Source organism: Pseudomonas sp. 58(2021) (genome assembly GCF_017491585.1).
Taxonomy (GTDB): Bacteria; Pseudomonadota; Gammaproteobacteria; order Pseudomonadales; family Pseudomonadaceae; genus Aquipseudomonas; species Aquipseudomonas fluorescens_BT.
Genome location: NZ_JAFGYZ010000040.1, coordinates 1 through 25169 on the forward strand (window position 1 = coordinate 1; position 25169 = coordinate 25169).

General features: G+C 63.5%; 22 protein-coding genes. 20 read left to right on the forward strand and 2 right to left on the reverse strand.

Annotated features, from left to right (window positions below; translation table 11 throughout):
• Positions 1-238 precede the first annotated feature (238 nt).
• Both J5M72_RS28275 and gspG read right to left on the reverse strand, forming a co-directional pair.
• Positions 239-1426: a type II secretion system F family protein gene (locus J5M72_RS28275; protein WP_169429723.1), complete on the reverse strand. Its 1188-nt coding sequence runs from the start codon at positions 1424-1426 to the stop codon at positions 239-241.
• Positions 1427-1440: 14 nt separating this feature from the next.
• The gene (gene gspG, locus J5M72_RS28280; protein WP_207868228.1) at positions 1441-1869 is read right to left on the reverse strand and encodes a type II secretion system major pseudopilin GspG; all 429 of its coding nucleotides are present in this window, start codon (positions 1867-1869) and stop codon (positions 1441-1443) included.
• A gap of 201 nt (positions 1870-2070) precedes the next feature.
• Between gspG and J5M72_RS28285 the strand changes: the two genes are divergently transcribed.
• The 20 genes from J5M72_RS28285 to J5M72_RS28380 all read left to right on the forward strand — a co-directional run bounded on the left by J5M72_RS28285 (position 2071) and on the right by J5M72_RS28380 (position 24270).
• Entirely contained in the window at positions 2071-2682 is a 612-nt protein-coding gene (locus J5M72_RS28285) for a lytic transglycosylase domain-containing protein (protein ID WP_169429725.1), read from the forward strand.
• Positions 2683-2884: 202 nt separating this feature from the next.
• Positions 2885-8710, forward strand: a complete 5826-nt coding sequence (gene mnxG / locus J5M72_RS28290; protein WP_207868230.1) for a manganese-oxidizing multicopper oxidase MnxG — start codon at positions 2885-2887, stop codon at positions 8708-8710.
• Positions 8711-8856: 146 nt separating this feature from the next.
• Complete coding sequence (locus J5M72_RS28295; RefSeq protein WP_207868232.1) at positions 8857-10779, forward strand: cytochrome D1 domain-containing protein; 1923 nt, start codon at positions 8857-8859, stop codon at positions 10777-10779.
• Between the two features lie 13 nt (positions 10780-10792).
• Complete coding sequence (locus tag J5M72_RS28300; RefSeq protein WP_169429728.1) at positions 10793-11443, forward strand: SCO family protein; 651 nt, start codon at positions 10793-10795, stop codon at positions 11441-11443.
• Complete coding sequence (locus tag J5M72_RS28305; RefSeq protein ID WP_169429729.1) at positions 11440-12060, forward strand: SCO family protein; 621 nt, start codon at positions 11440-11442, stop codon at positions 12058-12060. The genes J5M72_RS28300 and J5M72_RS28305 overlap by 4 nt, the downstream gene beginning before the upstream one ends.
• 9 nt (positions 12061-12069) lie before the next feature.
• Positions 12070-13620: an ABC transporter substrate-binding protein gene (locus tag J5M72_RS28310; protein WP_207868234.1), complete on the forward strand. Its 1551-nt coding sequence runs from the start codon at positions 12070-12072 to the stop codon at positions 13618-13620.
• A 15-nt stretch (positions 13621-13635) separates the two neighbouring features.
• On the forward strand, positions 13636-14397 hold the full coding sequence (locus J5M72_RS28315) for a SurA N-terminal domain-containing protein (protein ID WP_207868238.1): 762 nt from the start codon (positions 13636-13638) through the stop codon (positions 14395-14397).
• A gap of 235 nt (positions 14398-14632) precedes the next feature.
• Complete coding sequence (locus tag J5M72_RS28320) at positions 14633-15166, forward strand: response regulator (RefSeq protein WP_207868240.1); 534 nt, start codon at positions 14633-14635, stop codon at positions 15164-15166.
• Positions 15167-15246: 80 nt separating this feature from the next.
• Entirely contained in the window at positions 15247-16953 is a 1707-nt protein-coding gene (locus J5M72_RS28325; protein WP_207868242.1) for a GspE/PulE family protein, read from the forward strand.
• On the forward strand, positions 16934-17737 hold the full coding sequence (locus J5M72_RS28330) for a hypothetical protein (RefSeq protein WP_207868244.1): 804 nt from the start codon (positions 16934-16936) through the stop codon (positions 17735-17737). The genes J5M72_RS28325 and J5M72_RS28330 overlap by 20 nt, the downstream gene beginning before the upstream one ends.
• A gap of 1 nt (position 17738) precedes the next feature.
• The gene (locus J5M72_RS28335; protein ID WP_207868246.1) at positions 17739-18284 is read left to right on the forward strand and encodes a PilN domain-containing protein; all 546 of its coding nucleotides are present in this window, start codon (positions 17739-17741) and stop codon (positions 18282-18284) included.
• Positions 18271-18819 (forward strand): GspMb/PilO family protein, encoded by a 549-nt coding sequence (locus J5M72_RS28340; RefSeq protein ID WP_169429736.1) that lies wholly within the window; start codon positions 18271-18273, stop codon positions 18817-18819. Before J5M72_RS28335 ends, J5M72_RS28340 begins: the two co-directional genes overlap by 14 nt.
• Complete coding sequence (locus J5M72_RS28345; RefSeq protein ID WP_207868248.1) at positions 18819-19337, forward strand: hypothetical protein; 519 nt, start codon at positions 18819-18821, stop codon at positions 19335-19337. Before J5M72_RS28340 ends, J5M72_RS28345 begins: the two co-directional genes overlap by 1 nt.
• Entirely contained in the window at positions 19334-21181 is a 1848-nt protein-coding gene (locus J5M72_RS28350; protein ID WP_207868250.1) for a secretin N-terminal domain-containing protein, read from the forward strand. The genes J5M72_RS28345 and J5M72_RS28350 overlap by 4 nt, the downstream gene beginning before the upstream one ends.
• Positions 21182-21183: 2 nt before the next feature.
• Positions 21184-21657, forward strand: a complete 474-nt coding sequence (locus tag J5M72_RS28355; RefSeq protein WP_169429739.1) for a type II secretion system protein — start codon at positions 21184-21186, stop codon at positions 21655-21657.
• Positions 21658-21662: 5 nt separating this feature from the next.
• Positions 21663-22037 (forward strand): type II secretion system protein, encoded by a 375-nt coding sequence (locus J5M72_RS28360; protein ID WP_207868252.1) that lies wholly within the window; start codon positions 21663-21665, stop codon positions 22035-22037.
• Positions 22012-22563, forward strand: a complete 552-nt coding sequence (locus J5M72_RS28365) for a type II secretion system protein (RefSeq protein ID WP_207868254.1) — start codon at positions 22012-22014, stop codon at positions 22561-22563. The genes J5M72_RS28360 and J5M72_RS28365 overlap by 26 nt, the downstream gene beginning before the upstream one ends.
• Positions 22560-22952 carry a curli production assembly/transport protein CsgE gene (gene csgE, locus J5M72_RS28370; protein WP_207868256.1) on the forward strand — a complete coding sequence of 131 codons (393 nt, stop codon included), beginning with the start codon at positions 22560-22562 and terminating at the stop codon, positions 22950-22952. Before J5M72_RS28365 ends, csgE begins: the two co-directional genes overlap by 4 nt.
• Positions 22949-23380 (forward strand): curli assembly protein CsgF, encoded by a 432-nt coding sequence (locus tag J5M72_RS28375; RefSeq protein ID WP_007956141.1) that lies wholly within the window; start codon positions 22949-22951, stop codon positions 23378-23380. Before csgE ends, J5M72_RS28375 begins: the two co-directional genes overlap by 4 nt.
• Positions 23381-23409: 29 nt before the next feature.
• On the forward strand, positions 23410-24270 hold the full coding sequence (locus tag J5M72_RS28380; protein ID WP_115077264.1) for a CsgG/HfaB family protein: 861 nt from the start codon (positions 23410-23412) through the stop codon (positions 24268-24270).
• Positions 24271-25169: the final 899 nt, after the last annotated feature.

Sequence of the window (25169 nt, forward strand, 5' to 3'; positions counted from 1 at the left end):
CCACCACCGCTTCCTCCACCCCCACTTCCACCTTCCTTGGCCTGAACGCTGGACACCCCGGACAGGTTGTCCGGGATCAATACGGTGGACGCCGACAGGACTGCGCCGATGGCCATTGCGAGCATGAGCTTTTGAATGTGCATATCGTTCTCCGTCTTTGTTGTCTTTGTTGTCTTTGTTGTCTTGGTTGGGAACGTGGATGTGTCTTGTTTGTGTGTGAACCGACCCGTTCCCGAGGTCAGTGGATACTCGAAGCCAGTTCGAAGATGGGGATGTACATCAGGATCACGATCACCCCGATCAACAGGCCGATGAAGGTCATGAGCAGCGGTTCGAACAGGCGCACGAACCACTCGATCCAGCGGCTGATTTCCTCGTCGTAGAAATCGGCGCTGCGCTCCATCATCTGCCCCAGGTTGCCGGACTGTTCGCCGGCGCGCAGCAGGCGCAGGGACACCGGTGTCACCAGTCGATTGAGCTCCAGCGCAGTGGACAGCGACTGCCCCTCGCGCACCCGCTCGCAGGCCTGGTCCAGACGTGCCCGCGAGGCCACGGTGAGCAGGCCCCGGACCATGCCCATGGCGGTCACCAGCGGAATCCCGCCTTGCAGCAGAATTCCCAGCGACCGATAAAACCGCGCCAGCTCATACATGAAGATCCGCTGGTGCACGGCGGGCAGTTTCTCCACCAGCCGATCCAGCCCACGGCGAAACGCCGGTTGTTTCTGCAACACGGCGAGGGCGGTAATGATCGCCGCCAGAATCCCGAAGAACTCAGCCTGGTGGGCGTGCAAAAACATGCCGCTGCTCATCAGCATCTGTGACAGCCATGGCAGGTTCGAGCCCAACCCTTCGAACACCAGACTGAAGCGCGGCACCACATAACCCATCAGAAACAGCACCACGCCACCGCCGACCACCAACAACAGCAACGGGTAGATCGAGGCACTGACGATCTTCTGCCGCACCTCGTCCATGCGCTGGCGATAGCTGACATAACGCCCCAGCGCATCGCCGACCGCGCCGGTTTTTTCGCTGGACTGCACCAGCGCCACGTACAGCGGCGGAAAAACCCCCGACAACTGAGCCAACGCCTGGGAGAACGATTTGCCCTCGTACAGCAACCGCACCAGTTCAGTCAGGGTTTTGCGGGCAGCGGGGGCGGATTCTTTTTCTGCCAGGCTTTCCAGTGCATCGATCAACGGCAGGCCGGCGTTGAGCAGCGTGGTCAGCTCCTGACTGAACAGCACCAGGTTGAAAGTTTCACGCTTACTCAGTCGCAGCGACCGCCAGTGACGCTCGGCGTGCAGGCTGACCACGCGCAAACCCTGATCCTCGGCGATGCGTCGCGCTTCGCTGTGACCGGGCGCCTCGATGTTCAGCGACACCACGCCTGCCTTGCCCACTGCCTTCAGATGAAAACGCATGCCGTGTGCTCCGCTCATTGCCAGTTGGTGACTTCGGCGTTTTCGCCTTCGCCGCCGGGCTGGCCGTCCTTGCCCATCGAGAGCAAGTCGTACTCGGCGTTTTCGCCGGGATAGCGGTAGGTGTAATTACGGCCCCACGGGTCCTGCGGGAGCTTTTTCTGCAAGTACGGGCCGGTCCATTTCGCCTCGTCGCTCGGCGCGGTGACCAGCGCCTGCAAACCTTGTTCGGTGGACGGGTAGTGGCCGACTTCCAGCCGATACAAGTCCAGCGCCTTGCCCAGGCCTTCGATCTGCGCCTTGGCGACTTTCACTTCGGAGCGCCCCAGCTGGGCGAAATATTTGGGCGCGACGATCCCGGCCAACAGGCCGAGCACTACCAGCACCACGAGCAATTCGAGCAGGGTGAAACCCCGTTGGGCGCGCGGACGAACATGCAGCTTCATGATGACCTCCGGTGAGTGGCAGCCGAGTCGCCCCAGGGCTTATGCAATTGCCATGCTCAGCCCCCGATAAATCCTGCGTTCGGGTTGGAACCCTTGTATTACGGGCCTCTCGAGAGTCGGCACAGTGCTTGCGTACGGCTGAATCACGACAGGTCAGTGGGGCATTTCCCCCAATTTTCCGGGCCTGTCAGGGGAGGCCCAATGCTCAATCCAATCTGCGCAGGACTGCTTGGCTGCATGCTGCTGACCGGCATCGCCGAAGCTGATGTGTTTGTCTCCGTGGACACCCGGGGCGGTTATGTACTGTCCAACGTTCACCGTCCCGGACGCACCTACGAACGGGTGATTCATGAGGCGCAAATGCCCGTGGTCAGCCTCGATCAACAACCGCAGTTGATCGCCAACCAGCCTTACGCCGAGCTGGTGTCGGCTGCCGCTGCAGCCAATCACTTGCCCGAAGCACTGCTGCACGCGGTGATCAACGCCGAGTCGAACTACAACCCCGGCGCGACATCGCCCAAAGGGGCCGGCGGGTTGATGCAACTGATGCCCGACACCGCCCGGGAACTGGGGGTGACCGATGTCTACGACCCCCGGGCCAATATTCAGGGCGGGGCCCGGTATCTGAAGCGCCTGATGACCCTGTTCGACAACGACATCACTTTGGCCGTGGCGGCCTACAACGCCGGCCCCGACGCGGTGTTGAGCCGTGGGCGGGTGATCCCGCCGTTCGCTGAAACCCAGCGTTATGTGCCCAGCGTCCTGCGCCAGTACCGGCGTTTGCAGGGGCTGGCGGCGGACGCGCCGTTGTAAACCTTCAACCCGGTTTTCCCCACTTTCGGGGCAAATCCGCCGGGTCGGAAAAACGGGGAATCGGGTGGGGAAAATCCCCCGGACTCTCAAATGGTTTCTGTAACTGATTGATCCGTAATGCAAAATTTTGTGGCATGCGGATTGCTCCAGCGGGTTTGTCGAGAATCATTCCCTGTGAGCACCCACTGCGAGGTTTCCGATCATGGTTGGCATTCACCACGCACCGTCTCTGTTGAACTGGCTGCTGTTGCTGGCGTCGATGCTCAGCGTCGAACTGGCCAGCGCCGCTGTACGCTGCGAGCGCAATCTGGTGGCCAATGTGGTCGCCTTCGATCAACCGCTGATGTTCAACCGCCTCGGTGCGCAGAACGTCAACGGGATGATGTTCGCGTTGCGCCGCGATGTGGTCGATGACCATGACGTCTCGCTGGCCTATGGCGGCAGCGCGGTGCCGGGCAAGGTGTCGCTGCGTGCGGACAAGCGTCCACGGCCACTGGTGCTGCGGGTGGCCGCCGGTGATTGCCTGACGATCAACCTGCAGAACCTGCTCGATTACCAGGCCAACCCGAACAAGCACTTCGAAGGGCCTGAAGGCGAGGAGGGCACCGTGAACCCCGGTGGCGCCGATGCCTTCAAGGTCGACGAGCAGGTCGCCGACCGCCATGTCGGTTTCCAGGTCAACGGCCTGCAAGCGGTGAACAGCATCGACGACATTTCCTCCTACACCGGGCGTAACGCCAACACCCTGGTGCCGCCGGGGGCGAGCCGTTCTTATGTTCTGTACGCCGAGCGGGAAGGGGCGTTCGCCGTCAGCAGCCGTGGCGCGACATTCGGCGGGGAGGGCGCGGCCGGCAACGTCGCCAATGGCCTGTTCGGCCAGGTCGTGGTGGTGCCGAAGTCGGGACGCACCTATCGCAACACCCTCACCGAAGAAGAAATGCGTCTGGCAACCACCGGCCGTACACCGGCTGGTCACCCCATCGTCGATTACCAGGCTCGCTATCCGCAGCGTGAACCGTGGCTGCGCGAAGGCAAGGCCGGTACACCGATCATCAGCATGGTCGACGGCAACGAAATCATCTCCAGCGAAAGCGATGCAATTGTCATGGGCAGCAACGCCGATGGCAGTTTTGCGCCCAGCACCTATCCGCTGGAATCGATGGGCAAACGCAACCCGGCGATCCCCAACCGCCTCGAGCCGTTTCGCGATTTCGCCTCGCAGTTCCAGGACGAAACCGCCGCCACCCAGGCCTTCCCCGCCTACTGGGCCGACCCGGTCATGGCCCATGTGCTGGAGCCGACCCGCGACTCGTTCATGATCAACTACGGTTCCGGCGGCATGGGCGCTGAAGTGGTCGCCAACCGCCTCGGCGTGGGGCCGATGCACGACTGTCTGTCGTGTGCCTACGAAGAATTCTTCCTCAGCTCGCACACCGTCGGTGACGTGGCGATGCTGGTGGACGTGCCGGCCAATACCGGGCTTGAGAACATCGCCCCCGGCCAGACCCCGAGTGCCGATCAGGTCGGCGTCAAGGCCACCATGGCCCTGTATCCGTCAGAGCCATCGAACGTCAACCACAGCTACATCGGTGACTTCGTCAAATTCCGCAACACCCACAACGGCCACGAGCAGCACATCTTCCACCTGCACGGCCATCAGTGGCTGTTCAACCCCAACGACGACAACTCCGACTACGTCGATGCCCAAGGCATCGGTCCAGGCGCCGGCTATACCTACGAAATCGCCAACGGTGGTTCCGGCAACCGCAATCGGGTAGCCGGCGATGCGATCTATCACTGCCACTTCTACCCGCATTTCGCCCAGGGCATGTGGTCCATGTGGCGGGTGCACGATGTGTTCGAAGAAGGCACTCGGTTGGAAGTCTCGCAACAGGGCGCCGATGGTTATCACAGCGAACCTTACGCTCTGCGCAGCGGTAAACCGGCTGCCGGTGCCCGCGCCTTGCCGGATGGCGAGATCATTGCCGGCACGCCGATTCCCGCCGTCGTGCCGCTGCCCGGCAAAGCCATGGCCCCGATGCCGGGCAAAGTGGTGGTGGTGCCGAAAATCGGTGAAACCCTGGTCGCCGGCCACGATGAGGAAGAAGAGGGCGATGACGACGGCGAACACCACGGCGGTAACGGTGGTTCGCAGGCCATTGGCTCACTGGCACTGGTCGATCGCAGCGAAGCCAACCGCAACGCCGACGGCAGCCTGAAAAACCCTGGCTATCCGTTCTGGATCGGCGGCATGGAAAGTTCGGTGGGGCAGCGTCCACCCACCCCACCGCTGGACATGCTCGACGCCGCCACCGCGCAATCGTTGAAAGCCAGCGGCAAAGCGCTGTGGGCCAACCTTGACCCGAATCAGTCCGGCGGCTGGGACGGCGGCTTGCAGCGTCACACCCTCGACGGGGTGTCGGCCGGAGGCGCGGCGCACACGGTGACCACCTCGCTGGACTTCTCCAAGGAAGTCACCCGCGCCAAACCGATCTACCTGCCCGAAGAGGGCACTGAAGTGGAACAGGCCGCGATGGCATTCCACGCGAAAAAGGATCACCCAAGCTTTGCCTTGCTGCCCGGCAACCAGATCGTGGCCAAGGCCTTTCGCACCAACGGCGCCTTGCCGATGGCCGGTGCGCCGTACTACGAACCGTGCATGGACGACCGGCAAAAACGCCTGACCAGCAGCGCCGGCAGCGGTGAATTCGCCAGCGGTGACCGGCTGGACGGCATGTCCTTCGTCGGCGCCTCGACCTTCACCGCCGACCGGCCACGGATCTACAAGGCCGCCAACATTCAGTTCGACGCGGTCTACAACAAGGTCGGCTATCACTTCCCGCAAGCCCGGATTCTGGCGCTGTGGGAAGATGCCTGGCCGGTGATCACCAAACAGCGTCCGCCAGAGCCGCTGGTGATGCGCATGAACACCTTCGACTGCGTGCAATACCAGCAAACCAACCTGGTGCCCGCCACCTACGAGATGGACGACTATCAGGTCCGCACGCCTACCGACGTGATCGGCCAGCACATTCACCTGCCGAAGTGGGACCTGACCTCCGCCGACGGTTCTTCCAACGGCTGGAACTACGAGGACGGCGTGCTCTCTCCGGGCGCCGTTCAGGAACGCATTCACGCGATCCGCGAATTCAACCAGTGCGAAGGCACCGACCCGCGCGACGGCACCCAGGCGTGCCCGAAAGCCAAGGCGCATCCATTCTTCGGCCAGTTCGGGCGCAGTGACTGGATGGGCGCGCGCACGGCCATGCAACGCTGGTTTGTCGACCCGGTGGTCAACGCCAAGGGCGTGGATCGTGGGCTGGGCACCATCTTCACCCACGACCACCTCGGCCCATCGACTCACCAGCAGATCGGCCTGTATGCCACGGTGCTGGCGGAACCGGCCGGTTCCACCTGGTTCCACGCCGAAACCGGCGAGCCTCTGTACAGCGGCGCACGCCAGGACGGCGGGCCGACTTCATGGCAGGCGGTGATCAACACCGGCGACCTCGACGGCGACGGCAAGAACGACAGCTTCCGTGAGTTCTTCCTCGAATACAGCGACTTCCAGCATGCCTATGAAGCCGGTGTGTACGTGGGCGCCGGCCCCAACGGCGTGCCGAATCCGCAAGCCTTCCCGGCCACCGCCGACAGCTTCCGCTACGCGATCAACCCGCCGGTGCGCAACAACGCCAGCACCCTGCTCGAAGGCGTGCTGGAAGTGCAGGGCGGTCAGGTGCCGGGCTGCCCGAGCCGGCCTTGCCCGCAAGCGATCTCCGTGGATGACCCCGGCATGTTCGTCGTCAACTATCGCAACGAGCCGTTGGCCCTGCGGGTCTACGACCCGAACAAGGTCGGCCCGGACGGCAAGCGCGGCATGCAGGCCGACGGCCTCGGCGGCGATCTGGCGTACGCCATGCAAAGCCGTACCGACCGGGCGATCCCGGCGATGAACCTGGCACCGAACCTGGTGACGGCAGCCACCGGTCCGACCGGCGGCACCACGCTGTTCCCGCCGCACATCAACAAGGGCGGCAGCGAGCCTGGCGATCCGTTCACCCCGATGCTGCGCACCTACACCGGCGACAACGTGCGTCTGCGGGTGCATGCCGGCGGCCACGAGGAAGAGCACAACGTCACCCTGCACGGCGTGAAATGGCTGCAGAGCGGTTCCGGTTTCGGCAACAGCTCCAACTCCGGCTGGCGCGCCTCGCAGATGATCGGCATCTCCGAACAGATGGGCTTCATCGCACCTGTGTCGATGCTGTCCAGCTCCGCCGCGACCACCGGTGACTATCTGTACTCGATGGACGCTTCGATCGAAGGCTACTGGAGCGGGATCTGGGGCGTGATGCGCAACTACACGGCCAAACGCAATGACCTGTTCGCCATCCCCAACAACCCGAGTCCGGCGGGCATGCGCAACACCGTGGCCTTCGAAGGCAGTTGCCCACGGATCAGCGCCAACCCCAACGGCATCGGCACCCGGCCGACGGTGCAGCGCAACTATGAAGTGGTCGCCGCGCTGGCCAACGACATCCTCGGCAATCCGCTGGGCCTGAGCATCGGCGATTCGGCCGGGCTCGGTCAGCATGTCGGCGGGCCGCTGAATCCGGCGGGCGGCACCCTGGTGCTGAACTCGCGCACGGTGAGCATCCCGCAAGTCACGGTGACTGATCCGGAGGACGGCGCGACCATCACCATCGGTGGCCAGAGCGGGCCGCTGCATGATCCGACGGCGATCCTGTACGTGCGCAAATCCGACCTCGATCCGGTCAGCGGCAAGCTCAAGCCCGGCATTGCGGTCGAACCGCTGGTGCTGCGCGCAGCGGCCGGGGACTGCATCAACATCACCCTGGAAAACCGTCTGCCGAGCGTGATGCCGGACCTGACCCAGACCGCAGTGATGCTAGGCATGGTCAAGCGCGACCGCAACAGCGGCCTGGGCTCGACCACCTTCAGCAACAACCTGATGCGGCCGTCCAGCCACGTGGGGCTGCACGCCCAGTTGCTGGCCTACGACATCACCAAATCCGACGGCACCAACGTCGGCGCCAACCCGACCCAGACCGTGCCGCCACGGGTTGGCAGCAGCGGCGCCTACCCGACCCGTACCTATCAGTACTACGCCGGGCACCTGGAGCGTGAAGGCAAACCGGTCACGCAACTGGGCCGCAGTGTCGACAACATCAACGCCACGGCCGTGGAGTTCGGTGGCCTGAACATCACTCCGGCAGATGTGATCAAGCAACCGCAAAAAGGCCTGGGTGGGGCGATGAGCATCCTGCCGATCGGGGCGACCTGGGTCGACGATGCGCGCAAGGTCAACGCCACGGTCACCGCACCGGGGCAGACGACTTACCGCGACTTCGCGATGGTCTGGCACAAGGCGCTGAACACCCGTTGGGCCAATGGCCGGCCGGTCGAAGGCATCGCTGCCGAGGGCTTCGGTGTGCCGACCGATCCGCAGGACAACTCAAGCATGGCGATCAACTACAAGACTGAACCTTTGTGGTACCGCTTCGGCCTCGCCCCGGATGCGCCGTTCGGCCATGCCGATGGCGCGGGTTACGGCGACATGACCAACGCGCACATGGCCTACAGCAATGCGCTGGTGGGGGGCGATCCGCAGACGCCGGTGCTGTATGCCAAACCGGGTCAGCCGTTGCGTACGCACATTCTGATGCCGAGCGGCGGCAGTCGCGGCACCACGTTCCAGCTCGACGGACACGTCTGGTCGCTCAACCCGTTCCAGGCCGAGAAGAGCGACACCGGCGGCTACCCGATGGGTGCGCCGGGCGTGGGTTCGGTGCGCTTCGGCTACAACCCGATGTCGATGTACATCGGCGCTCACGAAAGCATCCTGCCGGCGGCGCACTTCAGCTTCATGATCCCGAGCGCCGGGGGCAGCAACGCGATACCGGGGGACTACCTGTTCCGCGATTACGGCGCCTATGGCAACACCTCGGGGCTGTGGGGATTGCTGCGGGTGACCCATGAGCCGGAGCCGGCGCCGCCTGCTCAGTAGCTGGAATGCAGTTCCCTTGTGGGAGCCAGCCTGCTGGCGATTGGGATCGATGCGGTTTTGGATGGTGTAGCGCCGAACGCCATCGCGAGCAGGCTCGCTCCCACAGGGGCGGTGGTGTTTCGGACAACGTGTCAGGGGAGAGATGTATGAACAGGATCATCAACATCATCGGCGTCTGCCTGCTGGCAATGGCCGGCGCGCTGCTCACGCTGAGCGAGATTGCCCTGGCGCAAACCGGCGCCGGGCAGGTGCTGACCCGCGACGGCGTGTCGATCGCCTTCAACCTGAAGCCGCTGGCCAGCGACGGCCAGTTGCGTGAGGGGGAGTTCGCCGACGTGCAATTCCGCGTCACCGACGGCGCGTCCGGCCAGCCGTTGTCCGGCGTGGCGCCGGGGGCGTGGATTGATCCGCAAGCCCTTGCTGCTGATCAGGCCCAGGGCCGTGACCAGAGCTGCAAGTCGCGGGTCGGCACGTTCCTCAAATCCAATATCGGTGCGCGGCCGCTGCTCGACCTCAACAGCTATTTCCTGCTGGTGATGAACCGCGATGCCAGCGTTTCGGTGGTCGATCCGTCAGTCTCGGTCGGCGGTATCACCAGCACCCTGGCGCGGATCGAACTCAAGCAATCGCCGATGGACTGGGTCACGCCCAAGGACAACAAAAAGGTCTTCGTGTCGATGCCGACGGCGGGGGAAGTGGCGGTGATCGACAGCGAGCAATTCAAGGTCATCGACTCGGTGGCCGCCGGCAGCCAACCGGTGCGGGTCGCGCTGCAACCGGACGAGCGTCTGCTATGGGTCGGCAATAACGCGAGCAAGGCTGAAGAATCCGGGGTCACGGTGATCGACACCCAAAGCCTCAAACCGCTGAAACACCTGGTGACCGGGCGCGGCCACCACGAAATCACGTTCAGCAAGGACAGCCGTTTCGCCTTCGTCAGCAACCGCGACGACGGCACCCTCAGCGTCATCGACATCGCCAGCCTGAGCCTGCTGCAACAGGTCAAGACCGGCTCCAATCCGTTGTCGGTGGCGTACTCGCCGCTGTCCGGCGCGGTGTATGTGGCCGACGGCAAGGACGGTACCGTTACGGTGATCGACGCCAACAGCCGCGCCGTACGCCGGGTGATCCAGCTGCAACAGGGGCTCGGCCCGATGGGCTTCAGCGCCGATGGCCGTTTTGGCGTGGTGCTGAACACCGTGGAAAACCGCGCCACGGTGATCGATGCGGCCAACGATTCGGCGATCCATGACCTGGAGGTTTCAGCCGAACCCTATCAAGTGGTGTTCACCCAGGCCTATGCCTACGTGCGCGGACTGGCCTCGCCGAAGGTCACGATGATCAATCTGGCGTCGCTGGGCGAAGGGCGTCAGCCGATCAGCCAGGGTTTCGAGGCCGGGCCGCAGCCGCCACGGCTGGCCGGAGACCTGCCACTGGCGTCGAGCCTCGCGGTATCGCGCGATGACAACGCGGTGTTCGTGGTCAACCCGGTGGACAACACCACCTATTTCTACGCCGAAGGCATGAACGCGCCGATGTCCGGTTACCCCAACCGGGGGCAAATCGCCCGCGCCGCGCTGGTCATCGACCGCAGCCTGCGCGAAGTGTCGCCGGGGCTGTACAGCGCCCGGGTGAAACTGCCGGCGGCGGGGCGCTTCGACGTGGCGTTCCTGCTCAACCAGCCGAACATCATTCATTGCTTCAGCGCCCAGGTGGCGTCCGACGGCGCGCCGGAAAAACACCTGGGGGCGGCAAAAGTCGAGTTCCTGCTGGACAAGACCGCCGTGGCCCTCAACGACCCGTATGTGGTGCGTTTTCGCATCGTCCAGGGCAAACAGAAGATCCAGCGCAGCGGCGTGACCGACGTGCAGTTGCGCTACTTCCTCGCGCCGACCTCACGGCCCCGTGAAGTGGCCGCACGGGAAGTCGCCGACGGCGTGTACGAAGCGCCGGTGACCCTCGACCGCAGCGGCGCCTGGTACCTGCACGTGCGCGCGGCCTCGCTGGGCGCCGGTTTCGACGACAAGACCTTTGCCAGTGTCCGGGTGCTGCCCGGCCAGACTCAGTGACGAGGAAACGACCATGAACCGATTTGCATCCCGTGGCTTGCTGACCCTGTGCCTGTTGGCCGTCGGTATCCAGCAGGCCAGCGCCCACTCGGCGGACGAGCATGCCGGCCACACCGCCCCGGCCGCCAACAGCCAGGAGCACGCCCAGGTCAAATTCGCCGACGTGCCGCTGCTCGACCAGAACGGCAAGACCGTGCACCTGGAACAGGATCTGGTGCACAACAAGATCGTCGTCATGAGTTTCATCTACACCAGTTGCACCACGGTCTGCCCGGTGGTCTCGTCGATCATGGGCAAGGTACAGAAACAGCTGGGCTCGCGGGTCGGGGGTGAAGTGCAGCTGGTGTCGATCAGTATCGACCCGCAGCGCGACGACCCGAAACGCTTGCAGGATTACGCCCGCACTTTCCAGAAAGGCCCGGGCTGGAGCTGGCTCACCGGTTCGCCGCAATCGATCACCGCCACCCTCAAGGGTCTCGGCAGTTTCAGCGGCGACTTCAAGAATCACCAGCCGCTGATCCTCGTCGGTGACGGCAACAGTCGCCACTGGATGCGCTACTACGGCTTCACCGACCCGGCACTGCTGGCCAAGGAAGTCGAGAAACTCAGCGGCCTGCGCACCCACGCCAAACACACCGCGATTGCCATGGAGCAACAGCCATGAGAATGCTCGACTGGATCTCCCTGACGATCTGTTTCCTGATTCTCGGCAACGTGGCGTTTGCCCACGAAGGCCATGCGCCCGAGCCCCCGGCGATGGTTGCTGCCGCGCCGGCCAAAGGCACTCATGACGCGAAAACCTGGTTCACCGATACGCCGTTGCTCGACCAGCACGGCGACGTCCAGCGTTTCTACAGCGATGCGCTGCACAACCGCGTGGTGCTGCTCAACGTGATCTTCACCAGTTGCAACGACGCCTGCCCGCTGATCACCCGCAAGCTCAAGGAAGTCCGCGAGCTGCTGGGCGACAAGGCCGATGGCATCACCTTCATTTCCCTTACCAGTGATCCGCTGCGCGACACGCCGGCGGTCCTCAAGGCTTACACCTTGAAGCAGGGCGCCGATGACCCTCACTGGCTTTTCCTTACTGGCGACAAGGCGCAGATGGATCTGGTGCTCGGTCGCATCGGCCAGATCGTGCCGACGCCGGAGCAGCACTCGACCCAGTTGATCGTCGGCGACGTCGCCAACAAACGCTGGAGCAAGATCCGTCCCGATGCCCCGGCCGCCGCCATTGCCCAGCGCTTGCAGCTGCTGACAATGCCCGTGGCCGGCCGCTGAGTCCGCGCCATGAACCTCGGCCGTGTCCTCGCCCTGATCCTGCTCGCTGGCGTCAGCTTCGGCGCAGCCGCGTTGCCGCTGACCGATGAAGAAAGCGCCGGCAAGCGCCTGTACCGCGAAGGCCTGTCGTCCAGCGGCGAGCCGATCATGGCGCGGGTCGGCGCGGCGGACGTTTTGCTGCCGGCCACCAGCCTGCCGTGTGCCAACTGTCACGGCACCGACGGCCTGGGCAGGCCCGAAGGCGGGGTGCGGCCGCCAGAACTGAACTGGTCGCGACTGACCAGTGTTCATGGTCAGCAGCGGGTCAACGGACGTAGCTACCCGGCGTACACCGACAGCAGCCTGGCGCAGGTGATCCAGCAGGGCCGCGACCCCGGCAACAACCGGCTCGACCCGAGCATGCCGCGATTCCTGTTGTCGATGAAGGATCAGCGCAACCTCACTGCCTATCTCAAACGCCTGGCCGATGATCGCGATCCCGGGCTCGATGACCAGACCTTGCACCTGGGCACTTTGCTGCCGAGCCAGGGACCGCTGGCCGAGGAGGGCGCCACGGTGGCGGCGGTGCTCAACGGCAGCGTGGCGCGGATCAATCAGGCGGGCGGCATTCATGGCCGGCAACTGCGCCTGACAGTGGTCGATCCCGGCCCGGATCGCACCAGCGCCGAGCAGGCTTTGCAACGGCTGATTGACGAGGAAAAGGTCTTTGCGCTGATCGCGCCGCTGGCCCCGGCGCTGGACAGTGAACTGGCGCCACGTCTGGAGCAGGCCGGGCTGCCGCTGATCGGGCCGTTGTCCTTGATGGGGTCGGTGCAGGCCAGTGCGCAGATCTTTGAACCGCTGCCGGGATTGCGCGAGCAGTTGATCGCCCTGGCCGATTACGCCACCGCCAGCCTGAAAGTGCTGCAAGGGCCGACCTTGATCGCCTATCCCGACGATCCGACTCAAGTGCAGGCCGCACAGGGGTTGGGGCAGTACTTGCAGGATCACGGCTGGCAAAAGGTCCGGCTACAGGCCTACGACCCGGCAGCGGACAGCTTGCCGCTGGGCTCGCGTTCAGTCTTCTACCTGGGCAGCGGCAGCGGTTTCAGTCAACTGGCGGCGGGGCTGCAGCATGCCGGGCAGCTGCCGTACCTTTTCGCGACATCAGGCCAGGTGGCGGGCGACCTGCTGCAAGTGCCCGAGGGCTTTTCCCGGCGCGTCTTCCTGGCCTATCCCTTCGTGCCCAGCGACTGGACCCAGACCGGGCGCATGGCCATGACTTTACTGCGCGAACATCAGGGCCTCGGCGCGCAACATGCGGTGCTGCAAGTCGGCGCTTACGCTTCGATGCTGCTTTTGAGCGAAGCCATGAAACAGGCCGGGCGCGACGCCAGCCGCGAAAAGATGGTGGCGGCCCTCGAAGGTCTGCACGACTTCGATACCGGCCTGACCCCGCGCCTCAACTTCGGCCCCGGACGACGATCGGGCTTGAGTGGGGCGCATGTGGTCACCGTCGATTTACCCGATCAGCGCTTCTATCTGGTCGCGCCTTACAAATCGATTCTCGCGAGCCCCTGAACGGAGGCGCTGATCATGAAGCTCAAAAACCTGTGGTGGCTGCTGGCGTGCTGGTTGCCAATGGCGTTTGCCAATACCGAACCGGTGGCGGCGCGGGTCAATGGCGAGGTGATTTCCGAGCTTCGCCTGGAGCGGTTTTTCGTTGAATACCTGGAAGACCGGGGCCGCGCCGTGGCGAGCATCCGCAGTCCCAAGGCTTACAGACAGTTGCGCCAGGCGGCTCTGGATGTGCTGATCGACAAGGAACTGCTGTGGCAGGAGGCGCAAAAACGTGGCTTGAAGGTTGACGATCAAGCGGTGCAGCGACAGGTCGAGCAGATTCGTGTCGCCATCGGCGGTAGCGAAAGGTTCGTGCGGCGTTTGCAGGACGCGGGCTTCGACGAGGTCTCGTTCACCGAATACACCCGTCGTGAACTGGCAGCGCAGCAGATGTTCGCCGCGTTGATCCGGGCCAACACCTTGCAGGCGCGGCATCTGCTGGTTCGGGTGGCGCCGGATGCGGATGCCGCCACAGACGCGGCGGCACGTCTACGCTTGATGCAGATGCGCGCCGCGGTGGTCGACGGCGCATCGTTCGCCAGCGATGCCGTTCGCTCGCCATTCGGCTGGCATTTGATTTACTTGCCGAACCACTTGGAGGCGGTCGATGTCCCAGGTTTGCAGGGATCTGGAACGGTTCGGGTGCAGCGTGCCCGACAGCAACAGGCCCAGGCTCGTCGCCAGGTGCTCGCGCAATTGCGGGCGCAGAACAGGATCGAACGAATTGACGACGATTGAAGGTTCCCCCCCAATAGTGGGGAATGGCTTCGATGCCCATTCAGGTGCTTCCCCGTTTCTGGGGAACGGGGTGCCGGGACGAGCGGGCATTGTCATCAAATTCAAGGACATGAAGACATAAATTTACCGGCACTCGGCCTGGCATGAAGTGTGCGTTACCTCTTGTGAGGCGCACTCCAGCAGGTTCGGGCAGTTGATGTGAAGAGGCCGGATTTGTAGCTGCAAGGAGTTCACCTTGGTTAACAAAGTACTGGTTGTCGAAGACGAACTGCTGCTTGCACAGAACCTTCAGGATTATCTGTCGGCGCAAGGGCTGGACGTCCGGATTGCACATGACGGCGCAGACGGGATCGGCCAGGCCGCAACCTCTGCTCCCGATGTGGTGGTGTTCGATTACCGCTTGCCCGATATGGAAGGCTTTGAGGTGCTCGACGCTATCCGCCAGAACAGGACGTGTCATTTCGTGCTGATAACGGGTCACCCGACCGCCGAAGTCTGTGAGCGGGCGCGGCAACTGGGGGTCAGTCACATCCTGTTCAAACCGTTTCCACTGGCGGAACTGGCCCGAGCTGTCTGCGACCTTCTGGGGATCCAGCGCGAAGCGAAACCCGGTGCGAGCCCATCCGAAGGCTTCGTCGAACGACGCCAGAGCAGGACCGAGAGCTTCCCGTTGCAGTTGTACGATGGCAGTTGGGTGCTGGCGGATCGCCGACGAAACAGGTCGGAGGCCATGGCACCGGACGACGATCAAATGCTCACCGGGGAGTAATGGCGCGATAGACGTTCCGGCACTCGCCGCAATGGCCTCCCGCGCCGTCAGGGCCCCAGGCCCCGGTGGGAGAGCAAGCCATGGAACGTTTGTCCGTTGTCGTCGAAGCGTTGCAGCCTGCGTGTGCTCCGGCACGCTTTTCCAGTGAACAACTGGCCCAGGCCCGGGCTCGGGCCGGCACCTGCGGAGAACGCGTCCTCGACGCTCTTTGTGTGCTCTGCGAACTGGCGCCGATGCCGTTCATTGCCAGCCTCGGCGCTACCCTGCATTACCCGGTGCTCGACACCGATGCCCTGTTCCAGGCGACGCCGGTGTTCGATCGGGTCACCTTGGCGCAATGCCTCAAACGTGAATTCATCCTGCTGCGACACAACGACGAAGTCATCGGTGTGTTCGCCGACCCCTTCGACACCGCGCGCCTGGCCTGGATCGATGAATGCCTGCATGGCGCACCGCTGTATCTGGTGCATGCCGACGACCTCAAGGCTTATCTGGCCCGCCACGAAGAAAGTTTCCACGCCGTCGAATCGCTCAACGCCCAGGCTGACGCCGGCAGCGAAACCGACACCCTGCAAAGCCTGTCGCTGACCAGCATCAGCGAAGACTCGAGCGTGGTGGTGAAACTGGTCAACTCGACCCTGTACGACGCGCTGAAAATGCACGCCAGCGACATCCACCTCGGCACCACCGGCAACGGTCTGGTGATCAAGTACCGGATCGACGGCGTGCTCAACAACATCAGCAAGATCCAGGGCAGCGAGTTCGCCGAGCAGGTGATTTCCCGGGTCAAGGTCATGGCCGAACTGGACATCGGCGAAAAACGCGTGCCCCAGGACGGACGCTTCAAGATCGGCATCAGCGGCCGACAGATCGACTTCCGGGTGTCGATCATGCCGAGCATTTTCGGCGAAGACGCGGTGCTGCGGGTGCTCGACAAACAGGACCTGGCCGACAAGGTCTGCGGCGTGCAGCTGCAAGCACTGGGCTTTGAAGACGAAACCCTGCGCCAGCTGCGGCGTCTGGCCGCTGAACCCTACGGCATGGTGCTGGTAACCGGCCCCACCGGCAGCGGCAAGACCACCACGCTGTACGCGATGATCACCGAGATCAACCACGGCGTGGACAAGATCATCACCATCGAAGACCCGGTGGAATATCAGTTGCCCGGCGTGCTGCAGATCCCGGTCAACGAGAAAAAAGGCCTGACCTTCGCCCGCGGCTTGCGCTCGATCCTGCGCCACGACCCGGACAAGATCATGGTCGGCGAGATCCGCGACCCGGACACCGCACAGATCGCCGTGCAATCGGCGCTCACCGGGCACCTGGTGTTCACCACCATCCACGCCAACAACGTGTTCGACGTGATCGGTCGTTTCACTCAAATGGAAATCGACCCCTACAGCCTGGTCTCGGCACTCAACGCGATTCTCGCCCAACGCCTGATCCGGCTGGTGTGCAGCAGTTGCAGCACACCGGCCACCCCGAGCGACGAGGAACTGCGCGCCTCCGGCCTCGACCCGCACAAGGTCGGCCATTACCACTTTGTCCACGGCAAGGGCTGCGGCCACTGCCGGGGCAGCGGCTATCGCGGACGCACAGCGATTGCCGAGCTGCTGCACCTGGACGACGAACTGCGGCAGATGATCGTCGAGCGTCAACCCATCACCCGGATCAAAGCCCTGGCCTGCGCCCGTGGTTTGCGCCTGTTGCGCGAATCGGCGCTGGAGCTGGTGGAGCACGGTCGGACCACGCTGGAGGAGATCAATCGTGTCACTTTTATCGCGTGATCACTTTATCGCCGTGCTTGGCGCCAGCGGTGTCGGCCTCGGCCAGCGCCGGGGCAGCGACACCCTGTGGCTGGGCAGCGTCGGCTACATCGACGAAGGCTTCCACAGTTACGCGGTGGCGCTGGACACCCTCGATCGCTTGCTCGGCGAACACGCCCGCGCCGGTGCCGAGCTGAGCGTGGTGATCTCCGGGCACTTCAGCCGCTTCTGCCTGGTGCCGTGGAGCGAGCAGATCAGCACGCCAGAGGAACTGCGCGGCTTCGCTCAACTGTGCTTCGAAGACCTGTTCGGCGCGCCGACCCAACCCTGGACGCTGGTGCTGTCCGTGGAGCCTGCGGGGCATGACCGGATTGCCAGTGCCTTGCCGCAGGATTTGCTGGAACGCCTGCGCACGCAGGTCACGGGTCGCGGCCTGCGCCTGCGCTCGGTACAGCCGTACCTGATGACCGCGTTCAACCGCTTCGACAAAAGCCTCGATGGCGGCGACTTCCTGTTCGTGGTCGCCGAGCCACAACGCAGCGTGCTGTTGCTGGCAAGGGAAGGGCGCTGGTCGTCGGTGCGTTCGGTGGGCGGCAGCGACAGTGACGCGGCACTCAGCGCGCTGATCGGTCGCGAACGGCAACTGCAAGCCTCCACCAGCGAACGGGCCTTCAACGTTTATCTGCACGCCCCGGCGCGCCTCGATGCGCAACCGGAGGTGGCGGGGGTGCACCTGCGCACTCTCGAAGACAACTCGATGACCGTGCGTGACGCCTTGTACGTCATGTCCCGGGCGGTGGCCTGACATGCGCGCCCTGAACCTGGACTTCCAGCCCCGCCCGCGTTCCGGCCCGTTGGGCTGGAGCCTGCTCGGCGGCGGTGTGTTGCTTGCGCTGGTGTGCTTCGGCCTGCAGCAGCACCTCGGCGATCAGGCCGAACAACAGCAGGGTCACTTGCAACACACCCAGCGTCAGCTCACCGGCGACAGCGGCAGCAAGACAACGCTGAGCCCGGCGGAAACCCGCGAGCAGGCGCAGAACCTCGCGGAAATGCGCAAGGTCTCGCAGCAACTGCGCCGGCCCTGGGAACGCCTGTTCGCCATGCTCGAAGCCATGCCGCGCGATGACATCGCCTTGCTGACCCTGACCCCGGATGCGCGCAAGGGCCAGGTGCGGATCAGCGCCGAAGCGCGGGATCTGCAAGCGATGCTGGATTTCCACAAACGGCTGGAGGCCAGTGACGAGCTGTCCGACGTGTCGCTGCTGAGCCACGAAATCGTCGTCAAATCGCCGGAGCAACCGGTGCAATTCAACCTGTCGGCGACCTGGGAGATGGGCGATGCGAATCCCTAGACTGATCGTTCACGAATACCTGCAAGGCCTCGGCGTTCCGGGCCTGGCCGGTCTGGCGCTGCTGCTGGTCACGGTTGCCTGGGCACTCGGCGGATTGCTGCCGGGCTGGCAGTCGCTGCAACAGCTCAGCCAGCAAACCCAGGAAGCCAGCGAATACCTGGCCAAGGTTGAGGACGGCAGCATCGCGCCGCCGGTGGTGCCGCAGCGTCAGCTCGATGATTTTCGCAACAAGCTGCCGGCCCAGCCGCAGGCCACCGTCGCCATCGACCGCATCTACGCCCTGGCCGCGCAGGAGCACATCACCCTGGCACGCGGCGAATACGCCCTCGGCGTCGATCCCAAGACCCATTTGGCGCGCTACCAGATTCTGTTGCCGGTGCGCGGCAGCTACCCGCAACTGCGCCGCTTCCTGCACGCCTTGCTCGGCCAGTTGCCGGCGGTGGTGGTGGAAGACGTCGAGTTCCAGCGCAAGAAGATCGCCGACACCGACCTCAGCGGCCGGATCCGTATGACCCTTTACCTGTCGAGGTCGTGATGAACACCAAGCGCATAACAGGGTGGGTGGCGTTCTTCGGCGTGGCGGCGGCGCTGGCCTGGTTACCGGAATATTTCTCGCCGAGCGACGAAGCGGATTCGACCGAGGTCGCGGTGACCCGCCCGGCAAAAGCCACCGCCCGTGGCGCCTTGCCCGCCAGCAGCGCCAAGGCGAATGCAGCGCCGATCAAGGACCTGAGCCCGGCCGGCGACCTGTTTGCGAGCAAATCCTGGAAGGCCGCACCGACCCTGGCGACGGTCACCGAACAAGCGATCAACCCGACCCCGATGGTGCAAGCCCCGAGCCTGCCACCGGTGCCGTTCCAGTTCGTCGGCCGCCTGCATGACCGCAGCGACCTGCAGGTGTTTTTGCAGGACGGCGAAAAAATCTACGTCGTGCGCAACGGGGATGTGATCGACGACACCTGGAAGATTGCGGCGATTTCCGACGCGGAACTGAGCCTGGTCTACCTGCCTCTGCATTTGTCGCAGACCTTGTCTGTGGGGAGTACGCAATGAACAGATCCCGTTTGCTGATGAGCCTTGGCCTGTGCGCCGGGCTGGCCGCGTGCAGCTCCGCGCAGGTCGCCAACAAAGAGGCCGCCGACCTGATCGAGCAGGGGCAGTACGAGGCGGGCCTGGCCCGGATCGAGGAAGGCTTGCGGGAAAATCCGCGGGACACCGAGCTGCACCTGCTGCTCAACAGTGGCCGCGCCAAGGCGATCACCGCGCTGCTGACCTCCGGTGACACCGACCGCGCCCGCCGCGATTTCGCCTCGGCCCGCACCGCCTACAGCCGGGTGCTGACCATCGAGCCGAACAACCGCCGCGCCCAGGATGCCCTGCGCCAGCTCGACTACCTGCGCAGCATGGACGAGAAACTGGAGCTGGCCCGTGGCGACCTGCGCCGGGGCGACATCTACGGCGCCGACCGTCAGGTCAAACAGATCCTCGAACTCGACCCGAAAAACGACGGCGCACTGGAGCTGCAAGGCAACATCCGTCTGGTGCAGAGCCGCAACGTGATCCAGTACCCGCAACTGCGCACCCGGCTCGATCGCCCGGTGACTCTGGAATTTCGCGACGCCAATCTCAAGACCATTTTCGAAGTGCTGTCGCAGGTCGCCGGCCTGAATTTCATCTTCGACAAGGACCTGCGCCCGGACATGAAAGCCACGATCTTCGTGCGAGACGTACGCATCGAAGACGCCGTGCAACTGCTGCTGCAACAGAACCAGCTGCACCAGAAAGTGGTGAACGAAAACACCTTGCTGATCTTTCCGGACTCGCCGCAGAAGTTGAAGGACTATCAGGAGCTGGTGATGCGCACCTTCTACCTGACCAGCATCGACGCCAACACCGCGCTGAACATGATCAAGACCATGCTCAAGACCCGCGACGTGTTCGTCGACGAACGCCTGAACACCCTGACCATGCGCGACACCGAAGACGCCGTGCGCATGGCCGAGAAACTCCTGCAATCGCAAGACCAGTCCAACCCCGAAGTAGTGCTGGAAGTGGAAGTGATGGAAGTCGCCACCCAGCGCATTCTCGACCTCGGTCTGCAATGGCCGAACACCTTCGGTGTGGTCAACAGCGACGGTTCGGCGGTGAGCATCCTCGATCAACTGAAGGGCATCAACTCCAGCCGGATTTCGATCTCGCCGTCGCCGCAAGCCAAGATCAATGCGCAGGACAACGACATCAACACCCTGGCCAGCCCGGTGATCCGCGTCAGCAACCGCGAACAGGCGCGCATCCACATCGGTCAGCGGGTGCCGATCATCAGCGCCACCTCAGTGCCGTCGACTCAAGGCCCGGTGATCACCGAAAGCGTCACTTATCTCGACGTCGGTCTGAAGCTCGAAGTGCAACCGACCGTGCACCTGAACAACGAAGTGGCGATCAAGATCGCCCTGGAAGTGAGTAACGCCACGCCGCTGGAACCGACCCGCCAGGGGACGATTCCGGTGCAGGTCGATACCCGCAACGCCCAGACCTCGCTGCGTCTGCATGACGGCGAAACCCAGATCCTCGCCGGCCTGATGCGCAACGACCACGGCGCCACCGGCAACAAGATTCCGGGCCTCGGCGACATTCCAGGACTGGGCCGTTTGTTCGGCAGCAACAAGGACACCATCGGCAAATCGGAACTGGTGCTGTCGATCACCCCACGGATCGTGCGCAACCTGCCGTACCAGAGCCCGTCGGACATGGAATTCCCCACCGGCACCGAAACCAGCATGCACATCCAGGCGCCGGACCGTTCGCAGAACTACACCATGCCAGCGCCTGCCGCGCAGCCTCGTGCAGTCGGTGAAGCGGCCGTGGCCACCACCCGTGTAACCGTCGAGAAGCCTTGATCATGAACGCCTCCCAACGCGGTTTTACCTTGATCGAAGTCGTGGTGACGCTGGCCCTGATCGGCCTGCTGGCCGGCATGGCCGCGCCGCTGACCGAGACCCTGGTACGGCGTGGCAAGGAGCAGGAACTGCGCACCGCGCTGTATCAGATTCGCGATGGCATCGACGCCTACAAGCGGGCCTTCGATGCCGGCTACATCGAGAAGTCGCTGAACAGCAGCGGTTACCCGCCGAACCTGAAAGTGCTGGTCGAAGGCGTGCGCGACGTGCGCAGCGCCAAGGGTGCGAAGTTCTACTTTCTGCGCCGGATACCGCGGGATCCGCTGGTGCCGGCCAAACGTGACGACAACGGCGGTTGGGGCCTGCGGGCCTACGACAGTTCGGCCCAGAACCCCCGCGATGGCGAGGACGTGTTCGACGTCTACTCCCACGCCCGGGGTAAAGGCCTCAACGGCATCGCGTACCGCGAGTGGTGATTCTCATGCGCCGGCAAAAGGGTTTTACCTTGCTCGAGCTGATGGTGGTGATGGCGATCATCGCGACCCTGATGACCATCGCCTTGCCGCGCTACTTCAACAGCCTCGAGGCCTCGAAAGAGACCACGTTGCACCAGAGCCTGTCGGCCATGCGCGAGGCGCTGGACCACTACTACGGCGACACCGGGCGCTATCCCGACTCCATCGAGCAACTGGTGGAAACCCGCTACCTGCGCCATGCGCCGCTGGACCCGATCACCGAACGCAATGACCAATGGGTGCTGATCGCGCCGCCGGACGGCGTGGCGGGCGGCGTCGCCGACATCAAGAGCGGAGCTACCGGGAGGGCGCGTGATGGCAGCCAGTATTCCGAGTGGTAAGCACGCGCAGCAGGGCGGGTTCACCTACCTGGGCGTGCTGTTCCTGATCGTGATCATGGGCATGGGCCTGGCCAGTGCCGGCGAGTTGTGGTCGACCGTGTCGCGCCGCGATCGCGAGAAGCAACTGCTGTGGGTCGGCACCCAGTACGCCCAGGCGCTGCGCAGCTACTACCGCAGTTCGCCGGGGCTGGCGCAGTACCCGAAAGACCTGGCTGACCTGCTGCAGGACGAACGTTTTCCGGAGCCCCGACATCACCTGCGCCAGCTCTATCCCGATCCGATCGGCGGCGGGGAATGGGCGTTGCAACGGGGCTTCGACGGACGCATCACCGGGATCAACAGTCCGTCCACCGAGGTGCCGTTGAAGCAGGCGGACTTCCCGTCGCAGTGGTCGGATTTCGAAGGCATGCAGCGTTATTCGGACTGGCAGTTCGTGGCCGAGAAAGCCTTTCTCGATGGCGCCGGCTCTGGCAACGGAGGCCCTGCCAAAGGCCAGTCAGCCCTGCCGCAGGCATTGCAGCCATGAGCCGGAAATGGTGGTGCGCGTTGATCCTCGCCGCCGTGGCGTCTTTCGCCAGCGCCGGCGAAGAAGACGAAATGATGGGCTTCATCGTCGACGACACGATCTCGCACATCGGGCACGACTTTTACTACTCGTTCAGCGAACGCCTGCGCGACACCAGCCGCATGGATTTCAACCTGGTGGTGCGCGAGCGCCCCGACGCACGCTGGGGGAGCCTTGTGACCGTCGAGTATCAACAACGCCTGGTGTATCGGCGCTTCCTGCCGCCGAACACCGTGGAACTGAAGGACGAGGCCTACGAGGCCGCCGACTCGGTTCGACTGGAAGTGGTCCGGCGCAAGCTGGAAGCCTTGTTGCAGGACACCACCGACCTTGAGAAGGACGAACTATGAACACGACAACGTTCTCACGGCGCAGCGGATTCTGGATCTCGGGGTTGTTGATCGGGCTTGCCAGCGCCGCTGCCGTCCAGGCCACCGAACTGGTCTACACGCCGGTCAACCCGTCGTTCGGCGGCAACCCGCTCAACGGCACCTGGCTGCTCAACAACGCCCAGGCGCAAAACGACCACGACGATCCGGACCTCAAGAAGCGTTCGACGGTGGCCGGCACTTCGGCCCTCGAACGTTTCACCAGTCAATTGCAGTCACGGTTGCTGGGGCAGCTGCTGGACAACATCTCCACCGGCAACACGGGGAGCCTGTCCACCGACGCCTTCATCGTCAACGTGGTCGACGACTCGGGGGCACTGACGATTGAAGTGACCGACCGAGCGAGTGGCGAAGTTTCCGAAATTCAGGTGAACGGCCTCAACCCATGACGGGATGACGGTTCCGGGGAGTGATGGACATGAAAAAAATAATAGCGCTAGGGCTGATGTTGGCAGCATTACAAGGGTGCAGTCTGCGCGAGCCGATGCCGGCCGAGCAGGACACCGATACCCCGACCCTGACCCCCAGGGCCTCGACCTATTACGACTTGCTGAAAATGCCGCGACCCAAGGGCCGGCTGATGGCGGTGGTGTACGGCTTCCGTGACCAGACCGGGCAGTACAAACCGACGCCGGCCAGTTCGTTTTCCACCAGCGTCACCCAGGGCGCAGCGTCGATGTTGATGGACGCGATGCAGGCCAGCGGCTGGTTTGTGGTGCTTGAGCGGGAAGGGCTGCAGAACCTGCTGACTGAACGCAAGATCATTCGCGCGTCGCAGAAGAAACCGAATACGCCGGTGAACATTCAGGGCGAGCTGCCACCGTTGCAGGCGGCGAACATGATGCTCGAGGGCGGGATCATCGCTTACGACACCAACGTGCGCAGCGGTGGGGAAGGGGCGCGGTATCTGGGGATCGATCTGTCCCGTGAGTACCGGGTGGATCAGGTGACTGTGAATTTGCGCGCGGTGGATGTGCGTAGCGGGCAGGTGTTGGCGAACGTGATGACCAGCAAGACGATTTATTCGGTGGCGCGCAGTGCGGGGATTTTCAAGTTTATCGAGTTCAAGAAGTTGCTTGAGGCTGAGGTCGGGTATACGACGAATGAGCCGGCGCAGTTGTGTGTGTTGTCGGCGATTGAGGCGGCGGTGGGGCATATGGTGGCGCAGGGGATTGAGCGGCATCTTTGGCAGGTGGCGGGGGATGCTTCTACCCCGGGTCAGGATGATGTTTTGAATCGGTACCTGACTCAGAACAAGGTGGATCCGGAGGCTGAGTGAACGTGGCGGCCTTTGGGCCGACCAGGTTCTCTGGGTGGTCTGGGTGAATATCCGTTTCTTCGGGTGTTGCGGCTGGCGGTTTCGCCCTTACGGCGAGTCCCTTTTGCAAACGCCCAAAAGGAACCAAAACGCTGGGCCCCGGCGTTCGGCCCCTCGCTGGGGCTCGGGGTTCCTTCGCTCCGGGATTCATCCGGGGGCATCGCCTCCGGTTTGCTTCGCTGCACCTCCTCTCGATGTGTTCGACTTCGTCGAACGGTCGCTGCGCTCCCACCCCCGGATAAATCCCTCCACTCAGCCTTCCGAAGGGGCCGGCACGTCAAAAGCTTTACTCGAGCTAACGCTCATTGTGTTGAGTGGGGCGGCTGCGCCGCGTGTTGTGGTAGGTGGATGGTGGTAGTTGCTGTTGCTGTTGCTGTTGCTGTTGCTGTTGCTGTTGCTGTTGCTGTTGGTGGTTGCAATGGCAATGGCAGATTCACTTGTTCTTAAAACCTGAGCGCAACTCGGTATTTCACGTCGGCGTACCTCTCCCAAACAACTCGATCGGCTCCCTCTCCCTCCGGGAGAGGGCTGGGGTGAGGGCCAGCGTCCTAAAGTCTGTTTAAAAACGTGTCTGAATACGCCGAACCTTCCCACAAAGTTTTCAGGTTGTCCGTCGGAAGTGCGGGCTCTAGCCTGTTTCGGTCGCTGCCAATTCAGCGATCGGGTCTGGAAACCCGGATGTGTGAGAAAGCGAAATCGCTATTCATAACGTATGCTTGCGCACCTTCATTGTGTGCACGCTGTTATGGCGGCTGTGCGCGGGAGACATTTATGTCTGCCGGGTCGCGTTCTCCCCGGATTTCCAGCCCGCGTACAGCTGCCACCCATTCTTCCTGGAAGTCGATTGGGCCGGCTGCAAC

Excerpts from the sequence above, each read along its gene's own strand:
- J5M72_RS28355 (WP_169429739.1), top strand. The coding sequence starts at position 21,184 with ATGAACGCCTCCCAACGCGGTTTTACCTTGATCGAAGTCGTGGTGACG.
- J5M72_RS28285 (WP_169429725.1), top strand. The coding sequence starts at position 2,071 with ATGCTCAATCCAATCTGCGCAGGACTGCTTGGCTGCATGCTGCTGACC.
- J5M72_RS28315 (WP_207868238.1), top strand. The coding sequence starts at position 13,636 with ATGAAGCTCAAAAACCTGTGGTGGCTGCTGGCGTGCTGGTTGCCAATG.
- J5M72_RS28275 (WP_169429723.1), bottom strand. The coding sequence starts at position 1,426 with ATGCGTTTTCATCTGAAGGCAGTGGGCAAGGCAGGCGTGGTGTCGCTG.
- J5M72_RS28375 (WP_007956141.1), top strand. The coding sequence starts at position 22,949 with ATGAACACGACAACGTTCTCACGGCGCAGCGGATTCTGGATCTCGGGG.
- J5M72_RS28340 (WP_169429736.1), top strand. The coding sequence starts at position 18,271 with ATGCGAATCCCTAGACTGATCGTTCACGAATACCTGCAAGGCCTCGGC.
- J5M72_RS28345 (WP_207868248.1), top strand. The coding sequence starts at position 18,819 with ATGAACACCAAGCGCATAACAGGGTGGGTGGCGTTCTTCGGCGTGGCG.
- J5M72_RS28380 (WP_115077264.1), top strand. The coding sequence starts at position 23,410 with ATGAAAAAAATAATAGCGCTAGGGCTGATGTTGGCAGCATTACAAGGG.
- J5M72_RS28325 (WP_207868242.1), top strand. The coding sequence starts at position 15,247 with ATGGAACGTTTGTCCGTTGTCGTCGAAGCGTTGCAGCCTGCGTGTGCT.
- csgE (WP_207868256.1), top strand. The coding sequence starts at position 22,560 with ATGAGCCGGAAATGGTGGTGCGCGTTGATCCTCGCCGCCGTGGCGTCT.
- J5M72_RS28365 (WP_207868254.1), top strand. The coding sequence starts at position 22,012 with ATGGCAGCCAGTATTCCGAGTGGTAAGCACGCGCAGCAGGGCGGGTTC.
- J5M72_RS28310 (WP_207868234.1), top strand. The coding sequence starts at position 12,070 with ATGAACCTCGGCCGTGTCCTCGCCCTGATCCTGCTCGCTGGCGTCAGC.
- J5M72_RS28335 (WP_207868246.1), top strand. The coding sequence starts at position 17,739 with ATGCGCGCCCTGAACCTGGACTTCCAGCCCCGCCCGCGTTCCGGCCCG.
- J5M72_RS28295 (WP_207868232.1), top strand. The coding sequence starts at position 8,857 with ATGAACAGGATCATCAACATCATCGGCGTCTGCCTGCTGGCAATGGCC.
- mnxG (WP_207868230.1), top strand. The coding sequence starts at position 2,885 with ATGGTTGGCATTCACCACGCACCGTCTCTGTTGAACTGGCTGCTGTTG.
- J5M72_RS28305 (WP_169429729.1), top strand. The coding sequence starts at position 11,440 with ATGAGAATGCTCGACTGGATCTCCCTGACGATCTGTTTCCTGATTCTC.
- J5M72_RS28350 (WP_207868250.1), top strand. The coding sequence starts at position 19,334 with ATGAACAGATCCCGTTTGCTGATGAGCCTTGGCCTGTGCGCCGGGCTG.
- gspG (WP_207868228.1), bottom strand. The coding sequence starts at position 1,869 with ATGAAGCTGCATGTTCGTCCGCGCGCCCAACGGGGTTTCACCCTGCTC.
- J5M72_RS28300 (WP_169429728.1), top strand. The coding sequence starts at position 10,793 with ATGAACCGATTTGCATCCCGTGGCTTGCTGACCCTGTGCCTGTTGGCC.
- J5M72_RS28360 (WP_207868252.1), top strand. The coding sequence starts at position 21,663 with ATGCGCCGGCAAAAGGGTTTTACCTTGCTCGAGCTGATGGTGGTGATG.